Origin of the sequence: Micromonospora sp. NPDC005979, assembly GCF_040614415.1 — a bacterium.
GTDB lineage: Bacteria > Actinomycetota > Actinomycetes > Mycobacteriales > Micromonosporaceae > Micromonospora.
Genome location: NZ_JBEXUR010000012.1, coordinates 76,672 through 94,170, shown reverse-complemented (window position 1 = coordinate 94,170; position 17,499 = coordinate 76,672). Strand labels below are relative to the sequence as shown.

The 17,499-nt window shown below is 71.9% G+C and carries 21 protein-coding genes; 2 read left to right on the top strand and 19 right to left on the bottom strand.

Annotation, left to right across the window (positions count from 1 at the left end; all coding sequences use genetic code 11):
* The first annotated feature begins 28 nt into the window (after positions 1–28).
* Complete coding sequence (locus tag ABZ272_RS20770) at positions 29–1,210, top strand: aminotransferase class V-fold PLP-dependent enzyme (RefSeq protein WP_355051583.1); 1,182 nt, start codon at positions 29–31, stop codon at positions 1,208–1,210.
* Here the strand turns inward: ABZ272_RS20770 and ABZ272_RS20765 are convergent.
* The gene (locus ABZ272_RS20765) at positions 1,131–1,820 is read right to left on the bottom strand and encodes a M23 family metallopeptidase (protein ID WP_355051582.1); all 690 of its coding nucleotides are present in this window, start codon (positions 1,818–1,820) and stop codon (positions 1,131–1,133) included. The genes ABZ272_RS20770 and ABZ272_RS20765 overlap by 80 nt on opposite strands.
* 134 nt (positions 1,821–1,954) lie before the next feature.
* Positions 1,955–2,401 (bottom strand): DUF4240 domain-containing protein, encoded by a 447-nt coding sequence (locus ABZ272_RS20760; protein ID WP_355051581.1) that lies wholly within the window; start codon positions 2,399–2,401, stop codon positions 1,955–1,957.
* 128 nt (positions 2,402–2,529) lie between these two features.
* On the opposite strand from ABZ272_RS20760, the gene ABZ272_RS20755 reads away from it, so the two are divergent.
* A complete protein-coding gene (locus ABZ272_RS20755) occupies positions 2,530–3,690 on the top strand; it encodes a sulfite oxidase (RefSeq protein ID WP_355051580.1) in 1,161 nt (386 codons plus the stop codon).
* A gap of 39 nt (positions 3,691–3,729) precedes the next feature.
* On the opposite strand, the gene ABZ272_RS20750 is transcribed toward ABZ272_RS20755, so the two are convergent.
* The 17 genes from ABZ272_RS20750 to ABZ272_RS20670 all read right to left on the bottom strand — a co-directional run bounded on the left by ABZ272_RS20750 (position 3,730) and on the right by ABZ272_RS20670 (position 17,368).
* Positions 3,730–4,053 (bottom strand): DUF2469 domain-containing protein, encoded by a 324-nt coding sequence (locus ABZ272_RS20750; protein WP_011905215.1) that lies wholly within the window; start codon positions 4,051–4,053, stop codon positions 3,730–3,732.
* On the bottom strand, positions 4,050–4,862 hold the full coding sequence (locus tag ABZ272_RS20745) for a ribonuclease HII (RefSeq protein ID WP_355051579.1): 813 nt from the start codon (positions 4,860–4,862) through the stop codon (positions 4,050–4,052). The genes ABZ272_RS20750 and ABZ272_RS20745 overlap by 4 nt, the downstream gene beginning before the upstream one ends.
* A complete protein-coding gene (locus tag ABZ272_RS20740; protein ID WP_355051578.1) occupies positions 4,856–5,410 on the bottom strand; it encodes an NUDIX domain-containing protein in 555 nt (184 codons plus the stop codon). Before ABZ272_RS20740 ends, ABZ272_RS20745 begins: the two co-directional genes overlap by 7 nt.
* Positions 5,411–5,422: 12 nt before the next feature.
* Positions 5,423–6,058 (bottom strand): signal peptidase I, encoded by a 636-nt coding sequence (gene lepB / locus ABZ272_RS20735; RefSeq protein ID WP_355051577.1) that lies wholly within the window; start codon positions 6,056–6,058, stop codon positions 5,423–5,425.
* Positions 6,059–6,068: 10 nt separating this feature from the next.
* A complete protein-coding gene (gene lepB / locus ABZ272_RS20730; protein ID WP_355051576.1) occupies positions 6,069–6,938 on the bottom strand; it encodes a signal peptidase I in 870 nt (289 codons plus the stop codon).
* Positions 6,939–7,119: 181 nt separating this feature from the next.
* Positions 7,120–7,476: a 50S ribosomal protein L19 gene (rplS, locus tag ABZ272_RS20725; protein WP_030335223.1), complete on the bottom strand. Its 357-nt coding sequence runs from the start codon at positions 7,474–7,476 to the stop codon at positions 7,120–7,122.
* A 143-nt stretch (positions 7,477–7,619) separates the two neighbouring features.
* Positions 7,620–8,393 (bottom strand): tRNA (guanosine(37)-N1)-methyltransferase TrmD, encoded by a 774-nt coding sequence (gene trmD, locus ABZ272_RS20720; RefSeq protein WP_355051575.1) that lies wholly within the window; start codon positions 8,391–8,393, stop codon positions 7,620–7,622.
* A gap of 11 nt (positions 8,394–8,404) precedes the next feature.
* Positions 8,405–8,962 carry a ribosome maturation factor RimM gene (gene rimM, locus ABZ272_RS20715; RefSeq protein ID WP_355051574.1) on the bottom strand — a complete coding sequence of 186 codons (558 nt, stop codon included), beginning with the start codon at positions 8,960–8,962 and terminating at the stop codon, positions 8,405–8,407.
* Positions 8,962–9,222 (bottom strand): RNA-binding protein, encoded by a 261-nt coding sequence (locus tag ABZ272_RS20710; RefSeq protein WP_172862164.1) that lies wholly within the window; start codon positions 9,220–9,222, stop codon positions 8,962–8,964. The genes rimM and ABZ272_RS20710 overlap by 1 nt, the downstream gene beginning before the upstream one ends.
* On the bottom strand, positions 9,197–9,667 hold the full coding sequence (gene rpsP / locus ABZ272_RS20705) for a 30S ribosomal protein S16 (protein ID WP_355051573.1): 471 nt from the start codon (positions 9,665–9,667) through the stop codon (positions 9,197–9,199). Before rpsP ends, ABZ272_RS20710 begins: the two co-directional genes overlap by 26 nt.
* A 230-nt stretch (positions 9,668–9,897) precedes the next feature.
* Positions 9,898–10,545 (bottom strand): DUF402 domain-containing protein, encoded by a 648-nt coding sequence (locus ABZ272_RS20700; RefSeq protein WP_355051572.1) that lies wholly within the window; start codon positions 10,543–10,545, stop codon positions 9,898–9,900.
* Positions 10,546–10,619: 74 nt separating this feature from the next.
* Positions 10,620–12,026, bottom strand: a complete 1,407-nt coding sequence (gene proS, locus ABZ272_RS20695) for a proline--tRNA ligase (protein ID WP_355051571.1) — start codon at positions 12,024–12,026, stop codon at positions 10,620–10,622.
* A gap of 463 nt (positions 12,027–12,489) precedes the next feature.
* Positions 12,490–13,569 (bottom strand): amidohydrolase family protein, encoded by a 1,080-nt coding sequence (locus tag ABZ272_RS20690; protein ID WP_355051570.1) that lies wholly within the window; start codon positions 13,567–13,569, stop codon positions 12,490–12,492.
* A gap of 18 nt (positions 13,570–13,587) precedes the next feature.
* A complete protein-coding gene (locus ABZ272_RS20685) occupies positions 13,588–13,779 on the bottom strand; it encodes a hypothetical protein (RefSeq protein WP_355051569.1) in 192 nt (63 codons plus the stop codon).
* A gap of 64 nt (positions 13,780–13,843) precedes the next feature.
* Positions 13,844–15,397 (bottom strand): signal recognition particle protein, encoded by a 1,554-nt coding sequence (gene ffh / locus ABZ272_RS20680; protein ID WP_355051568.1) that lies wholly within the window; start codon positions 15,395–15,397, stop codon positions 13,844–13,846.
* A gap of 109 nt (positions 15,398–15,506) precedes the next feature.
* The gene (locus ABZ272_RS20675; protein ID WP_355051567.1) at positions 15,507–16,163 is read right to left on the bottom strand and encodes a response regulator transcription factor; all 657 of its coding nucleotides are present in this window, start codon (positions 16,161–16,163) and stop codon (positions 15,507–15,509) included.
* Complete coding sequence (locus tag ABZ272_RS20670) at positions 16,160–17,368, bottom strand: sensor histidine kinase (RefSeq protein ID WP_355051566.1); 1,209 nt, start codon at positions 17,366–17,368, stop codon at positions 16,160–16,162. The genes ABZ272_RS20675 and ABZ272_RS20670 overlap by 4 nt, the downstream gene beginning before the upstream one ends.
* Between the last annotated feature and the right edge of the window lie 131 nt (positions 17,369–17,499).

Here is a 17,499-nt window from a genome sequence, read left to right as displayed (position 1 = left end):
CGGACCGCCCGACGGTTACGATCATCCAGTGAGCGTCCCGCAGCCTCCCGAGCCGATTCCGGGCGCCCGCCTGCTGTTCTCCCTGGACCCGGCGGTCAGCCACCTCAACCACGGCTCGTTCGGCGCGGTGCCGATCGGCGTGCAGCGCGCCCAGCAGCGACTGCGCGACGAAATGGAGGCCAACCCGCTGCGCTTCTTCACCCAGGGGCTCGTCGACCGGATCGCGCACACCCGGCGGCACCTCGCCGGCTTCCTCGGCGCGGACCCGGAGGGCAGCGCGCTGATCGGCAACACCACCACCGGCGTCGCCGTGGTGCTCCAGTCGGTGGGCCTGCGCCCCGGTGACGAGGTGCTCAGCACCGACCACGGGTACGGGGCGGTGAGTCTGGCCATCGCGCGGGAGTGCCGCCGTACCGGCGCGGTCAGCCGGGTGCTGCCCATTCCGCTGGACGCCGGCGACGAGCAGATCGTGCAGACCATCCGGGCCGGCCTGCGCCCGGGACGGACCCGGCTGCTCGTCGTCGACCAGCTCACCTCCGCCACCGCCAAGCTCTTCCCGACCGCCGCCATCGTGGCGGTGGCCCACGAGAACGGCGTGCCGGTCCTGGTGGACGCCGCGCACGCACCCGGCATGCTCGCCACCACGGTCGCCAGCATCGGCGCCGACTTCTGGGCGGGCAACCTGCACAAGTGGGGATACGCGCCGCGCGGCACCGCTCTGCTGGCGGTCGCCCCGCAGTGGCGCGAGCGGATCGAGCCGCTGGTGGTGTCGTGGGAGCAGGAGTCCGGTTTCCCGGCCCGGGTCGAATGGCAGGCCACCCTCGACTACACCTCGTGGTTGGCCGCGCCCGCCGGGCTGTTCACGCTGCGCAGCCTCGGTGTCGACCGGGTACGGGAACACAACGCCGCGCTCGCCGCGTACGGCCAACGGGTGGTGGGGGACGCTCTGGGGGTGCCCCCCGCCCAACTGCCCGACCCCGGCGGACCGGGGGTGTCGCTGCGTCTCATCCCGCTGCCGGCCGGGACGGGCACCACGATCGACGCCGCGCGGGCGTTGCAGACGCGCATCGGCGAGCGGCTCGCCGCCGAGGTGGCGGTGATGAGCTGGAACGGCCGTGGGTGGCTGCGGCTCACCGGTCAGGTCTACAACACCGCCGACGAGTACGAGCGGCTGGCCACCCGGTTGCCGGCGCTGCTCGCCCAACGCTGACCCCGCGCACCGGGTCGAGCGGGAGGAGCCGCACCGGGCCGAGGCCGAGCAGGGCGAGCGGATCCAGGTACTCCTCGCCCCGGCGCAGGCCCCAGTGCAGGCACGCGTCTGCCGGGCAACCCGGGTGGCCGGGCAGTAGTTCGCCAAGCGGCCCGCCAGCGGCGACCGCCTGACCGGGGCGTACCCCGGGTTGCACCGGCTCGTGAGTGGTTCGGAGCCCTCCGGCGTGCCCCACGGTGACCACCGGCCGGCCGGCCACCAGACCGACGAAGAGGACGGTACCCGGCCCGGCACTGCGGACCACGGTTCCCGCCGAGGCGGCCAGGTCGACGCCCCGGTGGCCGGAGAGCCACGGCTGCGGTGGCGGGTCGAAGCGGCGCACCAGTCGCGGTGGCCCGTCGAGCGGCCAGCGAAAGCGCTCGGCGGGAGCGGGAGCGGGAGCGGACGCCTCGAACGCGATCGGCACGGTCGGCGTCGGTGGCTGGCCGGGCACCGACGCCACGAGCACCGCCAGACCACAGAGCTGCACGATCAGAGCGAGGGGGAACGCCGCGCAGAGCAGCACGGTACGGCGGATCGAGGCGAGACGGGTGGCGGATGGCGATCGCATGCCGGCAGCCTCGGCCCGGAGCCGGGTCGTCCGCCAGCCCGGCCACCGGAGCTGTGGACAACAGACGCCCCTGTGGACGACCACCCGGAGGCGCCGATGATCTGCTATGCCGCGCTGAGGAGATGCGGGTCAGGTCACCACCACTCTTCGTTGGAGCCGGTCTCGTAGTCGTACTCCTCGACGTGGTCCCATTCCTCTCCGGTCACCTTCTGATAGGCGTTCGACGGGACGTCGAGGATCGAATCCGCGTGCGCGGCCGCGACGGTCGTGAAGCGGGCGAACGCCGCCGGATCGGCGAGCACAGCATCGAATGCCGCAGGCCCCGCCACCACCACCGCGCAGCGCGCGTACAGGAAGCCGTCCTCAGTCAGTTGATCAGCGCCCGGTGGGACCGCCTGAGCGAGCACCCGACGGTCCAACTGATAGAGCTTGAATGCGAGCGTCTCGGCAAAATTGATGATCCGCTCCACCGGCTCGTCCGACAGCATGGAGGTCAACCGCTCGTACGGCCGGTCGTCCTGGACTTCGGGCTGGCCGCCCAGCACCGCAACGAGCCGCCAGAACTTCTCATCTGCAAGCATCGAATCCCCAACCCATCATCGGTACGGCCGGACTGACGCCAATTCTCGTGCCCGTTCTCCGGCGCAGGCGCAAGGCCTAGGCTGGGCCGCGTACGGCGGGTGCCGCCGTCTGTTCCGGGGAGGCCGGCATGACCACTCTTGACGATCGGACGACGTCCCGCGCGGGCGGCGCCGAAGGTTCCGGCCCGACAGTCGCGGACGTGAGCGGCCCGTCCCGGCTCGCCGAGCCGGACGAGGCGATCAGCGCCGACGAGTTGCAGTTGGCGGCCCGCAACCACGGCCTTCCGCTGGAGGCGCTGCGCTACGACGTCACCCCCGCCGGGCTGCACTACCTGCTGATCCACTACGACATCCCGGAGCTGGACCCGGCGACGCACGCGCTCACCGTCGGCGGGGCGGTCGGGCGGCCGTTGACCGTCGGTCTGGCCGAGTTGCGGGAGCGGCCCCGGGTCACCCACCGGGTCACCCTGGAGTGCGCCGGCAACGGACGCGCCCTGCTGCACCCCCGGCCGGTGAGCCAGCCGTGGCTGGTCGAGGCGGTCGGCAACGCCGAGTGGACGGGTACGCCGTTGGCGCCACTGCTGCGCGAGGCGGGCCTCGGCCCGGACGCGCTGGACGTGGTCTTCACCGGGGCCGATCACGGTGTCGAGCGCGGGATCGAGCAGGACTACCAGCGGGCGCTGCCGGTGGCCGACGCGCTGCGCGATGAGGTGCTGCTGGCGTACGAGATGAACGGCGCTCCCCTGCTGCCACAGCACGGCGCTCCGCTACGGCTGATCGTGCCGGGCTGGTACGGCATGGCGCACGTCAAGTGGCTGCACTCGATCGAGGTGCGGACCACGCCGTTCGACGGCTACCAGAACGCGGTGGCCTACCGGCTGCGCCGCGACGCGGACGACCCGGGCGAGCCGGTCACCCGGATCGAGCCGCGTGCCCTGGTGCGTCCACCGGGTTTTCCCGACTTCATGACGCGCCGCCGGGTGCTGCCGGCGGGACCGTGCACGGTGGACGGTCGGGCCTGGTCGGGGCACGCGCCGGTGGTGGCGGTGGAGGTGAGCGTCGACGGCGGGGCGAGCTGGGCGCAGGCCGAGCTGGACCCGGTGACGGGTGGGGAGTTCGCCTGGCGACGGTGGCGGTACGAGTGGACGGCGACGCCGGGCCGGTACGTGCTCAGCGCACGGGCGACCGACGCGTCCGGGCGGACCCAGCCGGTCGAGCAGCCGTGGAATCGTGGTGGCTTCGCCAACAACCTGGTGCAGCGCGTCGAGGTCGTGGTGCCCGCCGAGTGACCGCCACGGGTGGGGGCCCGTGGCGCGACAGGAGCGCGGTCAGCTGCCGAAGCCGGAGTCGGCGGGCAGGGAGATGTCGGGCTTCTCCAGCTCTTCGACGTTGACGTCCTTGAAAGTCATCACTCGGACGTTTTTCACGAAGCGGGCGGGACGGTACATGTCCCATACCCAGGCGTCGTGCATCTCGACCTCGAAGTAGACCTCGCCGTCGGAGTTGCGCACGTGCAGGTCGACCTGGTTGGCCAGGTAGAACCGACGCTCGGTCTCCACCACGTAGGAGAACTGGCGGACAATGTCGCGGTACTCCCGGTAGAGCTGCAGCTCCATCTCGGTCTCGTACTTCTCGAGATCTTCCGCGCTCATCGCACTCCGCCTTCCATGACCACATCTTCCCCCACGGGCGTCGAAGGCCGAGGCTGCTCGCCCAACGCCACGCCGACGGTACCCCCTGACGCCCCGGAGTGCCCCATCGGCTCGTCCGAGCCCGGGTCGACCGGTCGCCGGGCGCGCGGTGGCCGGCCGTCACGGCCGGAGACCGTGGCGACATTGACGTACGAGAAGCGGTGTTCCCGGCACGGCCCGTGCTCGCGCAGCGCCGCGCTGTGCTCCGGGGTGATGTAGCCCTTGTGCTCGGCGAAGCCGTACGCCGGGTACACCCCGTCCAACTCCACCATGATCCGGTCCCGGGTGACCTTGGCGAGCACGCTGGCCGCCGCCACGCAGGCGGCGACCCGGTCGCCCTTCCACACCGCCAGCCCCGGCACCCCCAGGCCGTCCACGCCGAAGCCGTCGGTCAGCACGTACTCCGGTCGGGTGGTGAGCGAGGCGAGCGCCCGCCGCATCGCGGCCAGGTTGCACACGTGCAGCCCTCGGGCGTCGACCTCGTCGGCGGGGATGATCACCACGGCGTACGCCAGGGCACGGTCGACGACCTCGGCGTACACCCGTTCCCGGCTGGCCGGGGTGAGCAGCTTGGAGTCGGCGAGCCCGTCGATCTCGCCGCGCCGCCCCTCCGGGAGCACGGCCGCGGCGGCGACCAACGGTCCGGCGCACGCGCCCCGGCCGGCCTCGTCGGCGCCGGCCACGTGCCGGAAGCCGCGCCGCTGCAACGCCCGCTCCAGCGCGTAGAGCCCGGCCTCGCGACGAACGACGGTGCGCGGCGGGGTCAGCACGACGCCTCGGCGGCCGGCGGCAGGAGCCGGGCCAGCAGGTCGGGCAGCTCGGATGGGTAGTACCGCTCGCCGCTGGCGGCCAACTCGGCGGGCCGCCACCAGCGGTGACCGGCGATGCTGCGCCGCTCGACGTCGTTGAAGCCGACGGTGTCGACCTGCCACGAAGGAACGCGGAGCAGGAAGAAGTCCTGCTCCTGGCGGTACCAGTCGCCGTCGAACGGGAACTCGGTGGCGTCGGACCAGACCGGCTCCCCCAGCTCGGCCGGATCGACCCGCAGCCCGGTCTCCTCGGCCAACTCCCGCGCCGCGCCGGACGACGGAGACTCGCCCTCGTCGAGCCCGCCGCCCGGGGTGAACCAGTAGCGGTGTTCCGGGCGGGCCGGATCGAAGCCGTGGAACAGCAGGATCCGGCCGGCCGCGTCGACCAGCAGCACCCGCGCCCCGCGTCGAAGGGTGTAGGAACGGTCGGCGCTGTCCGCCGCCGGACCCGTACGGTCGCTCCTCACGGTCACCGCACCAGCCTGCCAGACGGGCGGCCGATCGCCCATGCCCCCGTCGCCCTACGGCTTGGGAATGCCGTCGAACTGGTCGGGCACGGTCAGCCAGGTGGCCCGGTTGACGGGCCAGAAGACGGTGAACGCCCGCCCGACGACCTCGCTCTCGGGGATGGTGGCCTCGGTGATGTTCTGCCCGGACTGCTGCCAGTGCTCCAGGGAGTCACCCGAGGCGGACCGGTGGTCGCCCATCACCCACAGCCGACCTTTCGGCACGGTGATGTCGAACTCCTGGTCGGCCGCCTTGTCCTGGACCCCGTCGATGGAGAAGATGTACGGCTCGTCGAGCGACTTGCCGTTGATCATCAGGCGCTCCTGCGGGTCGCAGCAGACCACGTGGTCGCCGCCGACGCCGATCACCCGCTTGATGAAGTCCTCGCCGTCGGGGTTGCCACTCCACTCGGTGGGGGCCTTGAACACGATCACCTCGCCGCGGTGCGGTGACCGGAAGTCGTAGACCAGCTTGTTGACCAACACCCGGTCATCGATCTTGAGAGTGTTCTCCATGGACGGGGACGGGATGAAGAAGGTCTGCAGCACGAAGGCGCGGACCAGCACCGCGACCAGGATCGCCACACCCAGCAGGATCGGCAGCTCCTTCCAGAAGGAGCTACGCGGCTTGTCGGTCTGCTCGTCAATCACGCCAAGGAGCCTACGTTGCCGGGCCGGACGTCACCGTCCGGAACGCGCGGGAACCCCTCAGCGCGACCGTCAACGGGAGTATCAGCAGCACACCGCCCTGCGGGGACGGGCGGGTCGGCGGCACACCGGACGAGGCCGTGGCCGGCGCGGCCACGTCGTCGAACGTCGCCGGCACCGACAGCGCCGCCCAGCGCGACGAGGGCCAGACCACCATGAACGCCCGGCCGACGACGTTGTCGATGGGCACCGGCCCCTGACAGCGCGCGTCCTGGGAAACCTCGCGGTGGTCGCCCATGACGAAGATCTGACCCGGGGGTACGACCACCTCGTCGAAGCGCCGCGAGCGGCACTCCTGCGGGTTGGGCGGCAGGTCCAGTGGCGAGTCACGCAGCACGTACGACTCGTCGAGCGGGGTCCCGTTCACGGTGACCCGGCCCTGCGAGTCGCAGCACTTGACGCGGTCGCCGGGCACGCCGATCACCCGCTTGATGAAGTCCTTCTCGCCGGGGCGGCTCACCCCGACCAGGTCCCCGACGGTCCGGGCGAGCTTGCCGGCGAACCCGGGCTCCGGCTGCTGGTCGACCTGCGGCGCCCACCGGTCGGTGCCCCGGAACACCACCACCTCGCCGCGCACCGGGTCACGGACGTCGTAGACGACCTTGTTGACCAGCACCCGGTCCCCGATCAGGAGGGTGTCCTCCATCGAACCGGACGGGATGAAGAACGCCTGGAGCAGGAATGTGCGGATCAACACCGCGAGGCAGAAGGCCACCACCAGCAGCAGTGGAAGCTCCTGCCAGAGGGGCATCTGACGCCGGGTGCGGCGAACCCGCCGGCGCCACGGATCGACAGTGCCGTCCTCGTCAAGCGTCTGCACCACGCCACTCCCCGGTCCGCAGAAACACCACCGCCCGGGAGCCTCGTCGAGGCTCCACGGGCGGTTGTGGACGGCTGCCCGCCTCGTGGGCGGGGCCACCGCCTGGCTGCGCCCGTACGACCAGGGTAGTGCGGTCCGGTCGGTACGGCATACGCGCAGCTCAGGCGGCGTGGCGAGCGGGAAGTCAGCTGGGCTGCTTCTCCCGCTTCTCCTTGATCTTGGCCTTCTTGCCGCGCAGCTCGCGCAGGTAGTAGAGCTTGGCGCGACGCACGTCACCGCGGGTCACGACCTCGATCCGGTCGATGCCCGGGCCGTTGAGCGGGTAGGTCCGCTCGACACCGACACCGAAGCTGACCTTGCGGACCGAGAAGGTCTCGCGCAGACCGTCACCCTGGCGGCGGATCACGACGCCCTGGAAGATCTGGACACGGGACCGGTTGCCCTCGACGACTCGGGCGTGCACCTTGACGGTGTCACCGGCCCGGAAGTCGGGAAGGTCGGTCCGCTTCGACTGGGCGTCAAGGGCGTCCAGGATGTTCATCGCTGCGTCCTCGTAAGGCTCACGGCGCACCGTCACTCGGTGCGCGGGTGGGTGATTCTGATCCCCGGGTGGTGATCGGCGGACCGACCCCGGTCGGGGATCCTCGCAGCCGCCCACGGGCGCGGACGGATGCGGCAACCCCCCTACTTTGCCACATCCCCCGGTGGAGGTTGAAATCCGGCCTGGTCCAGGGCCGCGATGTCCCGTTTGTCGAGCCGATCGGCCGGCAACGCGGCCAGCAGGTCCGGGCGTCGGGCCGCCGTCCGCAGCAGCCCCTCCTCGCGCCGCCAGCGCGCGATCTTGCCGTGGTCGCCGGAGCGGAGCACGTCCGGCACGTCGTGCCCGCGCCAGCTCGGCGGCTTCGTGTAGATCGGCGCCTCGAGCAGCCCGTGCGCGTGCGACTCCTCGTCCAGCGAGCCGGCGTTGCCCAGCACCCCGGGCAGCAGTCGGGTGACGGCCTCCAGGACGACCAGCACGGCGACCTCGCCGCCGAAGAGCACGTAGTCACCGAGCGACACCTCGGTGACCGGCATGCGGGTGGCGGCGTGCGTCAGGACCCGCTGGTCGATCCCCTCGTACCGGCCGCAGGCGAAGAGCAGGTGCGGCTCGGCGGCCAGCTCGTGGGCCATGGCCTGGGTGAACGGCACGCCGGCCGGCGACGGCACCAGCAGCCGGGGCGGCGCGGCCTCGGCCGGGGCGAGCGCGTCGAGCGCCGCACCCCACGGCTCGGGCTTCATCACCATCCCCGGGCCGCCGCCGTAGGGGGTGTCGTCGACCGTGCGGTGCACGTCGTGGGTCCAGGTCCGCAGGTCGTGCACGGCAAGCTGGAGTACGCCGTTGGCCCGGGCACGGCCGATCAGCGACAGGTCCAGCGGGGCGAAGTACTCCGGGAAGATCGACACGACGTCGACGCGCATGCGGGGTGGTCCTAAAGATCGAGCAGTCCGGCCGGCGGGTCGACGATGACGCGTCCACCGGCCAGGTCGACCTCCGGGACGATCGCCCGGACGAACGGGATCAGCGCGGTACGCCCCTCGGGCCGCCGCAGCACCAGCAGGTCGGACGAGGGCGCGTGGTCGATCCGGGCGACCTCGCCCAGACGTTCGCCGGACGGGGTGACCACCGCCAGACCGACCAACTGGTGGTCGTGGAACTCCTCCGGGTCCTCCGGAGGCTCGACGTCGGCGCTGTCCACCACGAGCAGGGTGCCGCGCAACGCCTCGGCGGTGTTCCGGTCCAGGATCCCGTCGAAGGCGACGAGCATCCGGCCCTGGTGGAACCGGGATTCCTCGATGGTCAGCTCGGCCGGAACGCGGAACACCACGCCCGGTCCGTCCGCCGGCACCGGCGGCGGAACCGCCCCCGGCTCAGTGCGCAGCACTGTACCGGGGGCGAACCGCGCTTCGGGCTCGTCCGTCCGCACTTCCACGGTGACCTCACCGCGGACACCGTGCGGCTTACCGATCCTTCCGACGACGAGTTGCATCAGTACGAGTCGACGATGTCGACGCGTACTCCGCGCCCACCGATGGAGCCGATCACCTGACGCAGCGCCTTGGCGGTCCGGCCGGACCGCCCGATCACCGTGCCGAGGTCCTCGGGGTGCACGCGGACTTCCAGCCGCTTGCCCCGACGGGAATCGACCATCCGGACCCGGACGTCGTCCGGGTGGTCGACGATGCCCTTGACCAGGTGCTCCAACGCGGGACGCAGCGGCATGTCAGGCCTGCTCACCGGCGTCGGCAGCGGGGGTCTCGGCCGGAGCCTCGGTCGCCGGGGCCTCAGCGGCCGGCGCCTCGGCGGCCTTGGCGGCCTTCTTGGCCGGCTTGGCCGGGGTCTCCGGGGCCAGCCCGGCGGCGGCCTTCGCCTCGGCCTCGTACGCCGCCTTGCGGTCGGCCCGCTCGGGGGCGACCTTCAGCGGCGGCGGGGCCGGCAGGCCCTTGAACTTCTGCCAGTCACCGGTCAGCTCCAGCAGCCGCTGCACCGCCTCGCTCGGCTGGGCGCCGACGGACAGCCAGTACTGGACCCGCTCCGACTTGACCTCGATGACCGAAGGGTCCTCCTTCGGCTGGTACACCCCGACGAACTCGATCGCCCGGCCGTCGCGCTTGGTGCGGGAGTCGGCGATGACGATGCGGTACTGCGGGTTGCGGATCTTGCCCATCCGCAGGAGCCGGATCTTTACGGCCACAGTTGTTTCGCTCCTGTTGCGATCTCACCAGCCCACTACGGGCGGTGTGCATGGGTGAGCGCCGACCGGCACAGTGGGGTTGGGCCGGAGACAACTCGGTGGACTGGCGACGCGCCCGGGTTAGAGGGCGCCGGACGCGCGCCGGATACCAGCGACCTATTCTGCCAGATCCGACGCCGATCGTTCGCATCGGACCCGGAGACCACGTCACCGGTGATCCGGAACACCTCTCAGCGCACCGGCGGGCGATCCCACCCTAGGGGCAATTTGTCCGGCACGTCCCAATCTGCGGGCGGGGTGAAGTCACACCAGGTGCCGTCGAACGGGAACACGCCGGCCTCGGCGAGCGCGATCACCCGCTCCCCCTCGGCCCGGACCGCCTTCTCGTCGGTCACCCAGTAGTCGTCGCCGAAGGCGAGCCGCTCGACGAACTCGTCCTCGTCCTTCCACTGCCAGCTCAGGTCCGGACGCACCACCACGTCGAGGTCCTGGTCCACCACGTCGACGCCGGCCACCGAGCCGTCGTCCCAGCGGACGCCGGGCTCCTCCAGGTTGACGTACCAGTGGGCGAACCGACCTTGCGCGTCCCGGAACCACCACACCGAATGCGCCGCGCCCGTGGGCAGGAACTTCAACAGCGGCGGACCGTTCCAGTGGCCGTGCGCCAACCGGTACGACGACGAGACCCACTGGGCGAACGGCATCGCCCGCATGTTCAGCCCCGCCTCGGTGACCTCGTGGGCCACGGGCGAGTCCCGGGCGATCCACACCAGGAGGCCCCGCTCGTCGTCGCTGACCACCCGCCCCGGGCGCACCCAGCCGATCCGGCCGTGCCGCACGTTGCGGTGCATGATCAGCCGACCCGGCGCAAACCGCACGGCAACACCTCCGGACTGCAAGCAGGGGACCCTTCCTCTACCGCAGGCGTTAGGAAGGGGTCCTTCCTAACGTCTCAGTAAGCGCGGGCGAGGATGGCCACCAGGTCGGGCTCGTCCTCCGAGTCCGGCACCGAGCCGTCGGCCCGCAGCAGGCAGCGCACCGTCACCCCCTGGCCGTTCGCCTCGGCCTCGCCGGCCACGCCGACCGCCGACCACGGCACCATGGCCCAGCCGGTCGCGGCCGCCTCGATGGCCTCGGCGAGGGTCGACACCTCGACCGTGCGGGACTTGCGGTGGGCGAGCGCCTGGTCGTGCAGCACCTGCTGGTCGGCCTCCAGCGCCGCGAGGACCGCGCCGACCACGTCGGCCACCGGCGTCGGAGACTTCGATCCGTCGGTACGACGAACCACCGTCGCGTTACCGACGGCCAGGTCGCGGGGGCCGACCTCGACGCGTACCGGATAGCCGCGCAGCTCGGCGTCGACGGCCCGGCGGCCGAACGCGGTGTCGGTCCGGTCGTCGAGCGCGACCCGGACACCGGCGTCGCGCAGGCCGTCGCGCAGCTTCGCCGCCGCCTCCGCGACGCCCTCGCCGTCCTTGACAACCATGATGTACGCCTGGATGGGCGCCAGCCTCGGCGGCACCCGTAGGCCGTTGTCGTCGCCGTGCGCCATGATCAGCCCGCCGAGCATCCGGGTCGACGTGCCCCAGGAGGTCGTCCACGCGTGCTCGCGACCGCCCTCCTTGGCGGAGTAGCTGATGTCGAACGCCTTGGCGAAGTTCTGGCCCAGCTCGTGGCTGGTGCCCAACTGGAGCGCCTTGCCGTCGCCCATCATGCCTTCGCAGGTGTACGTGGCGGTCGCCCCGGCGAAGCGCTCACGGGCCGTCTTCAGGCCCACCACCACCGGAATGCCGAGCACGTTGACCATCAGGTCCTCGTACGCCTCGTGCAGGATCCGCCGCGCGTACGCGCGGGCATCCTCGCGGGTGGCGTGCGCGGTGTGCCCCTCCTGCCAGAGGAACTCGCTGGTCCGCAGGAAGATCCGCGGGCGCAGCTCCCACCGGACCACGTTGGCCCACTGGTTGAGCAGCAGCGGCAGGTCCCGGTACGAGTCGATCCACTTGGCCATGAACTCGCCGATCACAGTCTCGCTGGTGGGGCGCACCACCACCGGCTCGGCGAGCTGCTTGCCGCCACCGTGGGTGACGACCGCCAGCTCCGGCGAGAAGCCCTCGACGTGCTCGGCCTCGCGCTTGAGGTAGCTCTCCGGGATGAACAGCGGGAAGTACGCGTTCTCCGCGCCGGCCGCCTTGATCCGGGCGTCCATCTCGGCCTGCATCCGCTCCCAGATGGCGTAGCCGGCCGGGCGGATGACCATGGTGCCGCGGACCGGGCCGTTGTCGGCCAGCTTCGCCTTGGCGATCAGGTCCTGGTACCAGCGGGGAAAGTCCTCCGCACGGGGAGTGAGCACGCGTGCCATGACCGCACATCCTATGCGCCAGGTGCGGGGCCGCCGCGCCCGGGAGGCGTCGACACCCCCACCTGCCGGCATTCGCGCCCCACGCCCCACGCCCCACGCCCCACGCCCCACGCCCCACGCCCCACGCCCCACGCCCCACGCCCCACGCCCCACGCCCAAGATCCCCGATGTTGCTGCCTCAGACGCGCCGGAAGCAGCAACATCGGGGGTCTTGCGCGGATCTTGGGTGGCAAGATCGCGCTACAACCAGGATGTAGTGGGATCCCGCGAGGTCGAGACCACTACATCCAGGATCGGGCGCGATCTTGCACGGCCCAGCGCGCCCCAGACTGTCTGGGCCCGCCCGTGATCCCCGCCCGGTCGGTCCAGATCGGTGCGAGGGAGTGGCCAGCACGGCCCAGCGCGCAAGACCCAGCGCGGCCAGCGCGGATACGGCCACCGCGCAAGGCCCAGCGCAGACGAGTCAGCGCACCACTCGGCCGCGCAGGATCGTGCGGGACGGGGCACGGACGACCCGCAGGTCGCGGCGGGGGTCCTCGGGGTAGACCGTCAGGTCGGCCAGACCGCCTTCGACCAGCCCCGGAAAGCCGAGCCAGTCCCGGGCGCCCCAGGAGGCGGCGGCGAGTACGTCCTCGGCCGACATGCCGGCCCGCTCGTGCAGCAGCAGCATTTCTTCGGCGGCCAGCCCGTGGTCGATGCCACCGCCGGCGTCGGTGCCCACGTAGATCGGCACGCCCGCCTCGTGGGCGGCCCGTACCACCTCCGGGAAGCGGTCGCGCAGCGCGAGCATGTGTTCGGCGTACCCGGGGAACTTGGCTCGCGCCTGCTCGGCGATTCCGCCGAAGGTCGCGATGTTGATCATTGTGGGGACGAGCGCCGTGCCCTGGCGGGCCATCTCGTCGATCAGGTCGAGGCTCAGGCCGGTGCCGTGCTCGACCGAGTCCACACCGGCACGCACCATGATCTCGACGGCGGACTCGGAGAAGGTGTGCACCGCGGCGCGTACCCCGGCGTCGTGCGCGGCCCGCACGGCGGCGGTGAGGGTGTCCGCGTCCCAGGCCGGCGCGAGGTCGCCCACGCCCCGGTCGATCCAGTCGCCGACCAGCTTGACCCAGCCGTTGCCGGCCTTCGCCTGGGCGGCCACCGTCGCGGCCACATCGGCGGCGTCGACCTCGACGCCGATGTCCCGCAGGTAGCGCTTCGGCGGGGCGACGTGCCGGCCCGCGCGGGCCAGTCGCGGCAGGTCGGGTTCGTCGTCCAACTCGGGGTACGGGTACGGCGAGCCGGCGTCCCGGATCGCCAGCACCCCGGCGTCCCGGTCGACGTGCGCCAGCTCGCGGGCCTGGTCGAGCGAGGTGATCGGGGCCCCACCTCGGGCGATGCCGATGTGGCAGTGCGCGTCGACCAGCCCCGGCAGCACGAACCCGCCGTCGACGACGGTCTCCGCGTCGGGCACCGGGGTGAAGGTCACCCGGTCGCCGACCAGCCAGAGGTCCCGGACCTCGTCGTCGGGGAGCAGCACACCGCGCACATGAAGAGCCATGCGCACAGTCCTACCGGATCACCCCTCGTCGGGGGCGAGCAGGTCGTTCTTCCGGCTGGTCAGCGCAGGCAGGTCCACCGAGACCTTCCACGGCCGCTCGGTGACGAACAGGTCCTCGGTGTGGGCCACCTGCTCGTACTCCCGGTTGGCGCCGAGGGCGTACTCGGTGAGCGTGACGCGGTCCTGGAGCGGGGGCTGTGTCCATGACATCTTCCATCGGCGGGGCAACATCACCCTAAGCGCCGGATCAGTCGCCTGCCGTCACCGACACACGTCAGCGCGGGCCCTTGTCGCCGCCCTTGCCGAACTTGTTGAAGTCGATCTTCGGAAGCTTGAAGCCGGGCGGGAGGCCCTGGCCAGCGGCCAGATCGTTCGGGTCCATCCCCGGCGGGAGCTGCGGCATGCCACCCGGGAAGCCGGCCGGCATCCCGGCGCCGGTACGCGGACGACCGCCGCCCTTGGTGCCCTTGCGCTTGTTCTTCGGGCTCTTGGTGGCCTTGCGCCGGCCGCCGCCGGGCAGGCCCATCATGCCGCCCATCTGCTTCATCATCTTCTGCGCGTCGGCGAAGCGATTGAGCAGCTGGTTGACGTCCATGACGGTGACACCGGAGCCGTTGGCGATACGCGCCCGGCGGGAGCCGTTGATGATCTTCGGGTTGGTCCGCTCACCCGGGGTCATCGACCGGATGATCGCGGTGACCCGGTCGAAGTGGCTGTCGTCCAGCTCGGCGAGCTGGTCCTTCATCTGCCCCATGCCCGGCATCATGGCCAGCACGTTGGCGATCGGGCCCATCCGCCGTACCGCGATGAGCTGGTCGAGGAAGTCGTCCAGCGTGAACTGCTCGCCGCCCATCAGCTTGGCGGTCATCTTCTCCTTCTGATCGGAGTCGAAGGCCTGCTCGGCCTGCTCGATCAGAGTGAGGACGTCGCCCATGCCGAGGATCCGGCTGGCCATCCGGTCGGGGTGGAAGACGTCGAAGTCCTCCAACTTCTCACCGGTGGACGCGAAGAGGATCGGCTGCCCGGTGACCTCGCGGACCGACAGCGCGGCACCACCACGGGCGTCGCCGTCGAGCTTCGAGAGCACGACGCCGGTGATGCCGACGCCGTCGCGGAACGCCTCGGCGGTACGGACGGCGTCCTGACCGACCATCGCGTCGATGACGAAGATGACCTCGTCCGGCGAGACGGCGTCGCGGATGTCGGCGGCCTGCTGCATCATCTCGGCGTCGATACCGAGTCGACCGGCGGTGTCGACGATGACGATGTCGCGGGCGGCGCGCTTGGCGTGCTCGATCGACGCGCGGGCCACCTGCACCGGGTCGCCGGTGCCGTTGCCGGGCTCCGGCGCGTACACCTCGACCCCGGCCCGACCACCGAGCACCTGGAGCTGCCCGACCGCGTTGGGGCGCTGGAGGTCGGCGGCGACCAGCAGCGGCTGGTGCCCCTGGCCCTTGAGCCAGCGGGCCAGCTTGCCGGCGAGGGTGGTCTTACCGGAGCCCTGGAGGCCGGCCAGCATGATGACCGTGGGCGGCTGCTTGGCGAACTGGAGCCGCCGCCCCTCGCCGCCGAGCACGTTGATCAGCTCTTCGTTGACGATCTTGATGATCTGCTGGGCCGGGTTGAGCGCCTGGGAGACCTCGGCGCTGCGCGCCCGCTCCTTGACGGCCGCGATGAAGCCCTTGACCACCGGCAGCGCGACGTCCGCCTCCAGCAGCGCGAGGCGGATCTCGCGCGCGGTGGCGTCGATGTCGGCGTCGGTGAGCCGTCCCTTGCCGCGGAGCTTGGTGAAGATCCCGGACAGGCGGTCACTCAAGGTGTCAAACACGCGAACATCCCGTTTGTCAGTGTTCCGGCGGGCACAACGCGGCCGGCACTGCGGAGTCCGGCCACCGCTAGGGTAGCCGCCCGGCCGCACGGCCGCTGGCGGCCCGGCCTCACCCCGAGACCAAGCCCGATTGGTACGCGAAGACGACGAGCTGGGCCCGGTCCCGGGCGGCCAGCTTGCCCATCGCCCGGCTGACGTGTGTCCGGGCGGTCGCCGGGCTGACCACCAACCGGGCGGCGATCTCCTCGTTGTTCAGTCCCTCCCCGACCAGGCCCACCACCTGGCGTTCCCGGTCGGTGAGCGTGTCCAGTCGGGGGTGCGGACGGGGTGCCCGCGACGGCCGGTTGGCGAACTCCCGCACCACCCGGCGGGTCACCGACGGCGACAGCAGCGCCTCCCCCTCGGCGACCAGCCGGATCGCGCGCAGCAGCTCCGGCGGCCGGGTGTCCTTGGTGAGGAACCCGCTCGCGCCGTGGCGCAGCGCGTCGAAGACGTACTCGTCCAGCTCGAAGGTCGTGAGCACCACCACCCGCGTACCGGTCAGGTCGGGATCGGCGACGATCCGCCGGGTCGCCTCGATCCCGTCGATGCCCGGCATCCGGATGTCCATCAGGACGACGTCCGGCCGCTCCCGCCGGGCCAGCTCGACCGCCCGTAACCCGTCGGCGGCCTCACCGGCGAGCGCCAGGTCGTCCTCGCTCTCCACCAGCGCGCGCAGCCCGAGGCGGACCAGGTCCTGGTCGTCGGCGATCAGCACCCGGATCACGGGGACGGCTCCACCGGCAGCCGGGCCCAGACGCGGAACCCGCCCGCCGGACGCGGTCCGACCGTCAACTGCCCGCCCAGCGCCGCCACCCGCTCCCGCATGCCGGCCAGCCCATGTCCCCCCTCCTGGCCGTGACCGTCGGCGCGGCCGTGACCGTCGGCGCGGCCGGCGGGCAGCTCGGGTTCGTCGGCTGCGTCGAGCCGACTTGGGACGCCGACGCCCCGATCGGTGACCTCGACCGTCACCTCGTCGGCCCGGTAGGCCACGGTCACCTCGGCACGCGCCACCCCGGCGTGCCGCAGCACGTTCGTCAACGCCTCCTGCACCACCCGGTACGCCGCCAGGTCGACCGCCGCCGGCAACTCCCGTGGGACACCGGCCAGGCGCAGGTCGACGGCGAGACCGGCGCCCGCCAGGCGGTCGCGCAGTGCGGGGAGCCGCGCCAGACCGGGCACGGGCTCACGCTCCGCGCCCCGCCGCACCGCACCCAACGTGACCCGCAGCTCGTCCAACGCCTCCCGGCTGGTGCGGCTGATGGCGGTCAGCGCGATCTCCGCCTGCTCCGGCCGCTTCGGCAGCAGGTGCAGGGCGATGTCCGCCTGCATGCTGATCGCGGCCAACCCGTGCCCCACCACGTCGTGCACCTCCTGGGCGATGCGCAACCGCTCCTCGTCGGCCTGCCGCCGACCCTGCTCGGCGCGCTCACGGGCCTCCTCGGCTCGGGTACGGGAGGCCGCCTCCCGGCTGACCCGCACCACCACACCCACCGCGAACGGTACGACCACCCAGGCCGACGCGGGGAGCACTCCGGTCCAGCCCGGCGCGGGGCCGCGCGAGGCGAAGACATGCGCCAGCAGCACCACGAACGCGCCGCCGCTGGCGAGCGCCGCCGGACGCACCGGAAGTCCCACCGCCACGGTGTACACCGCGAGCAGGAACGCGAGCAGAATCGGCCCGTACGGGTAGCCGAGCACCAGGTACGTCGAGGTTGCCACGCTGACCACGGCGAGGGTCGCCACGGGAGCACGCCGTCGAAGGAGCAGGGCGAGAGCGGCGAGTGCGATAAGTGCCCGGCAGAGGGCGTCAACCGGCATCGAGCCCGGCTGGTTGTCCCCGGCCAGGTCGGTGGCGAGCAGCCCGAACACGAGCAGCGCCAGGACGAGTACGGCGTCGACCGCCGCCCCCCGCCACCTGGTCCATCGCATGGCCGTCATTCTGCCCGCGCGAACGCCACCGGGCGTGCGTCCGCAAGCGGCACCGCGGCTACGCCCCCGGACGTACCCGTCGACTCCGGATCGCCGAAGTCGGGGTATCCGGGGTGGGTTGATGCCCCCAT

Coding starts and splice junctions, on each gene's coding strand:
- ABZ272_RS20765 (WP_355051582.1), bottom strand. CDS start 1,820: ATGCGATCGCCATCCGCCACCCGTCTCGCCTCGATCCGCCGTACCGTG.
- ABZ272_RS20760 (WP_355051581.1), bottom strand. CDS start 2,401: ATGCTTGCAGATGAGAAGTTCTGGCGGCTCGTTGCGGTGCTGGGCGGC.
- ABZ272_RS20755 (WP_355051580.1), top strand. CDS start 2,530: ATGACCACTCTTGACGATCGGACGACGTCCCGCGCGGGCGGCGCCGAA.
- ABZ272_RS20750 (WP_011905215.1), bottom strand. CDS start 4,053: ATGAGCGCGGAAGATCTCGAGAAGTACGAGACCGAGATGGAGCTGCAG.
- ABZ272_RS20740 (WP_355051578.1), bottom strand. CDS start 5,410: ATGGGCGATCGGCCGCCCGTCTGGCAGGCTGGTGCGGTGACCGTGAGG.
- rplS (WP_030335223.1), bottom strand. CDS start 7,476: ATGAACATCCTGGACGCCCTTGACGCCCAGTCGAAGCGGACCGACCTT.
- trmD (WP_355051575.1), bottom strand. CDS start 8,393: ATGCGCGTCGACGTCGTGTCGATCTTCCCGGAGTACTTCGCCCCGCTG.
- rimM (WP_355051574.1), bottom strand. CDS start 8,962: ATGCAACTCGTCGTCGGAAGGATCGGTAAGCCGCACGGTGTCCGCGGT.
- proS (WP_355051571.1), bottom strand. CDS start 12,026: ATGGCACGCGTGCTCACTCCCCGTGCGGAGGACTTTCCCCGCTGGTAC.
- ABZ272_RS20690 (WP_355051570.1), bottom strand. CDS start 13,569: ATGGCTCTTCATGTGCGCGGTGTGCTGCTCCCCGACGACGAGGTCCGG.
- ABZ272_RS20685 (WP_355051569.1), bottom strand. CDS start 13,779: ATGTCATGGACACAGCCCCCGCTCCAGGACCGCGTCACGCTCACCGAG.
- ABZ272_RS20670 (WP_355051566.1), bottom strand. CDS start 17,368: ATGCGATGGACCAGGTGGCGGGGGGCGGCGGTCGACGCCGTACTCGTC.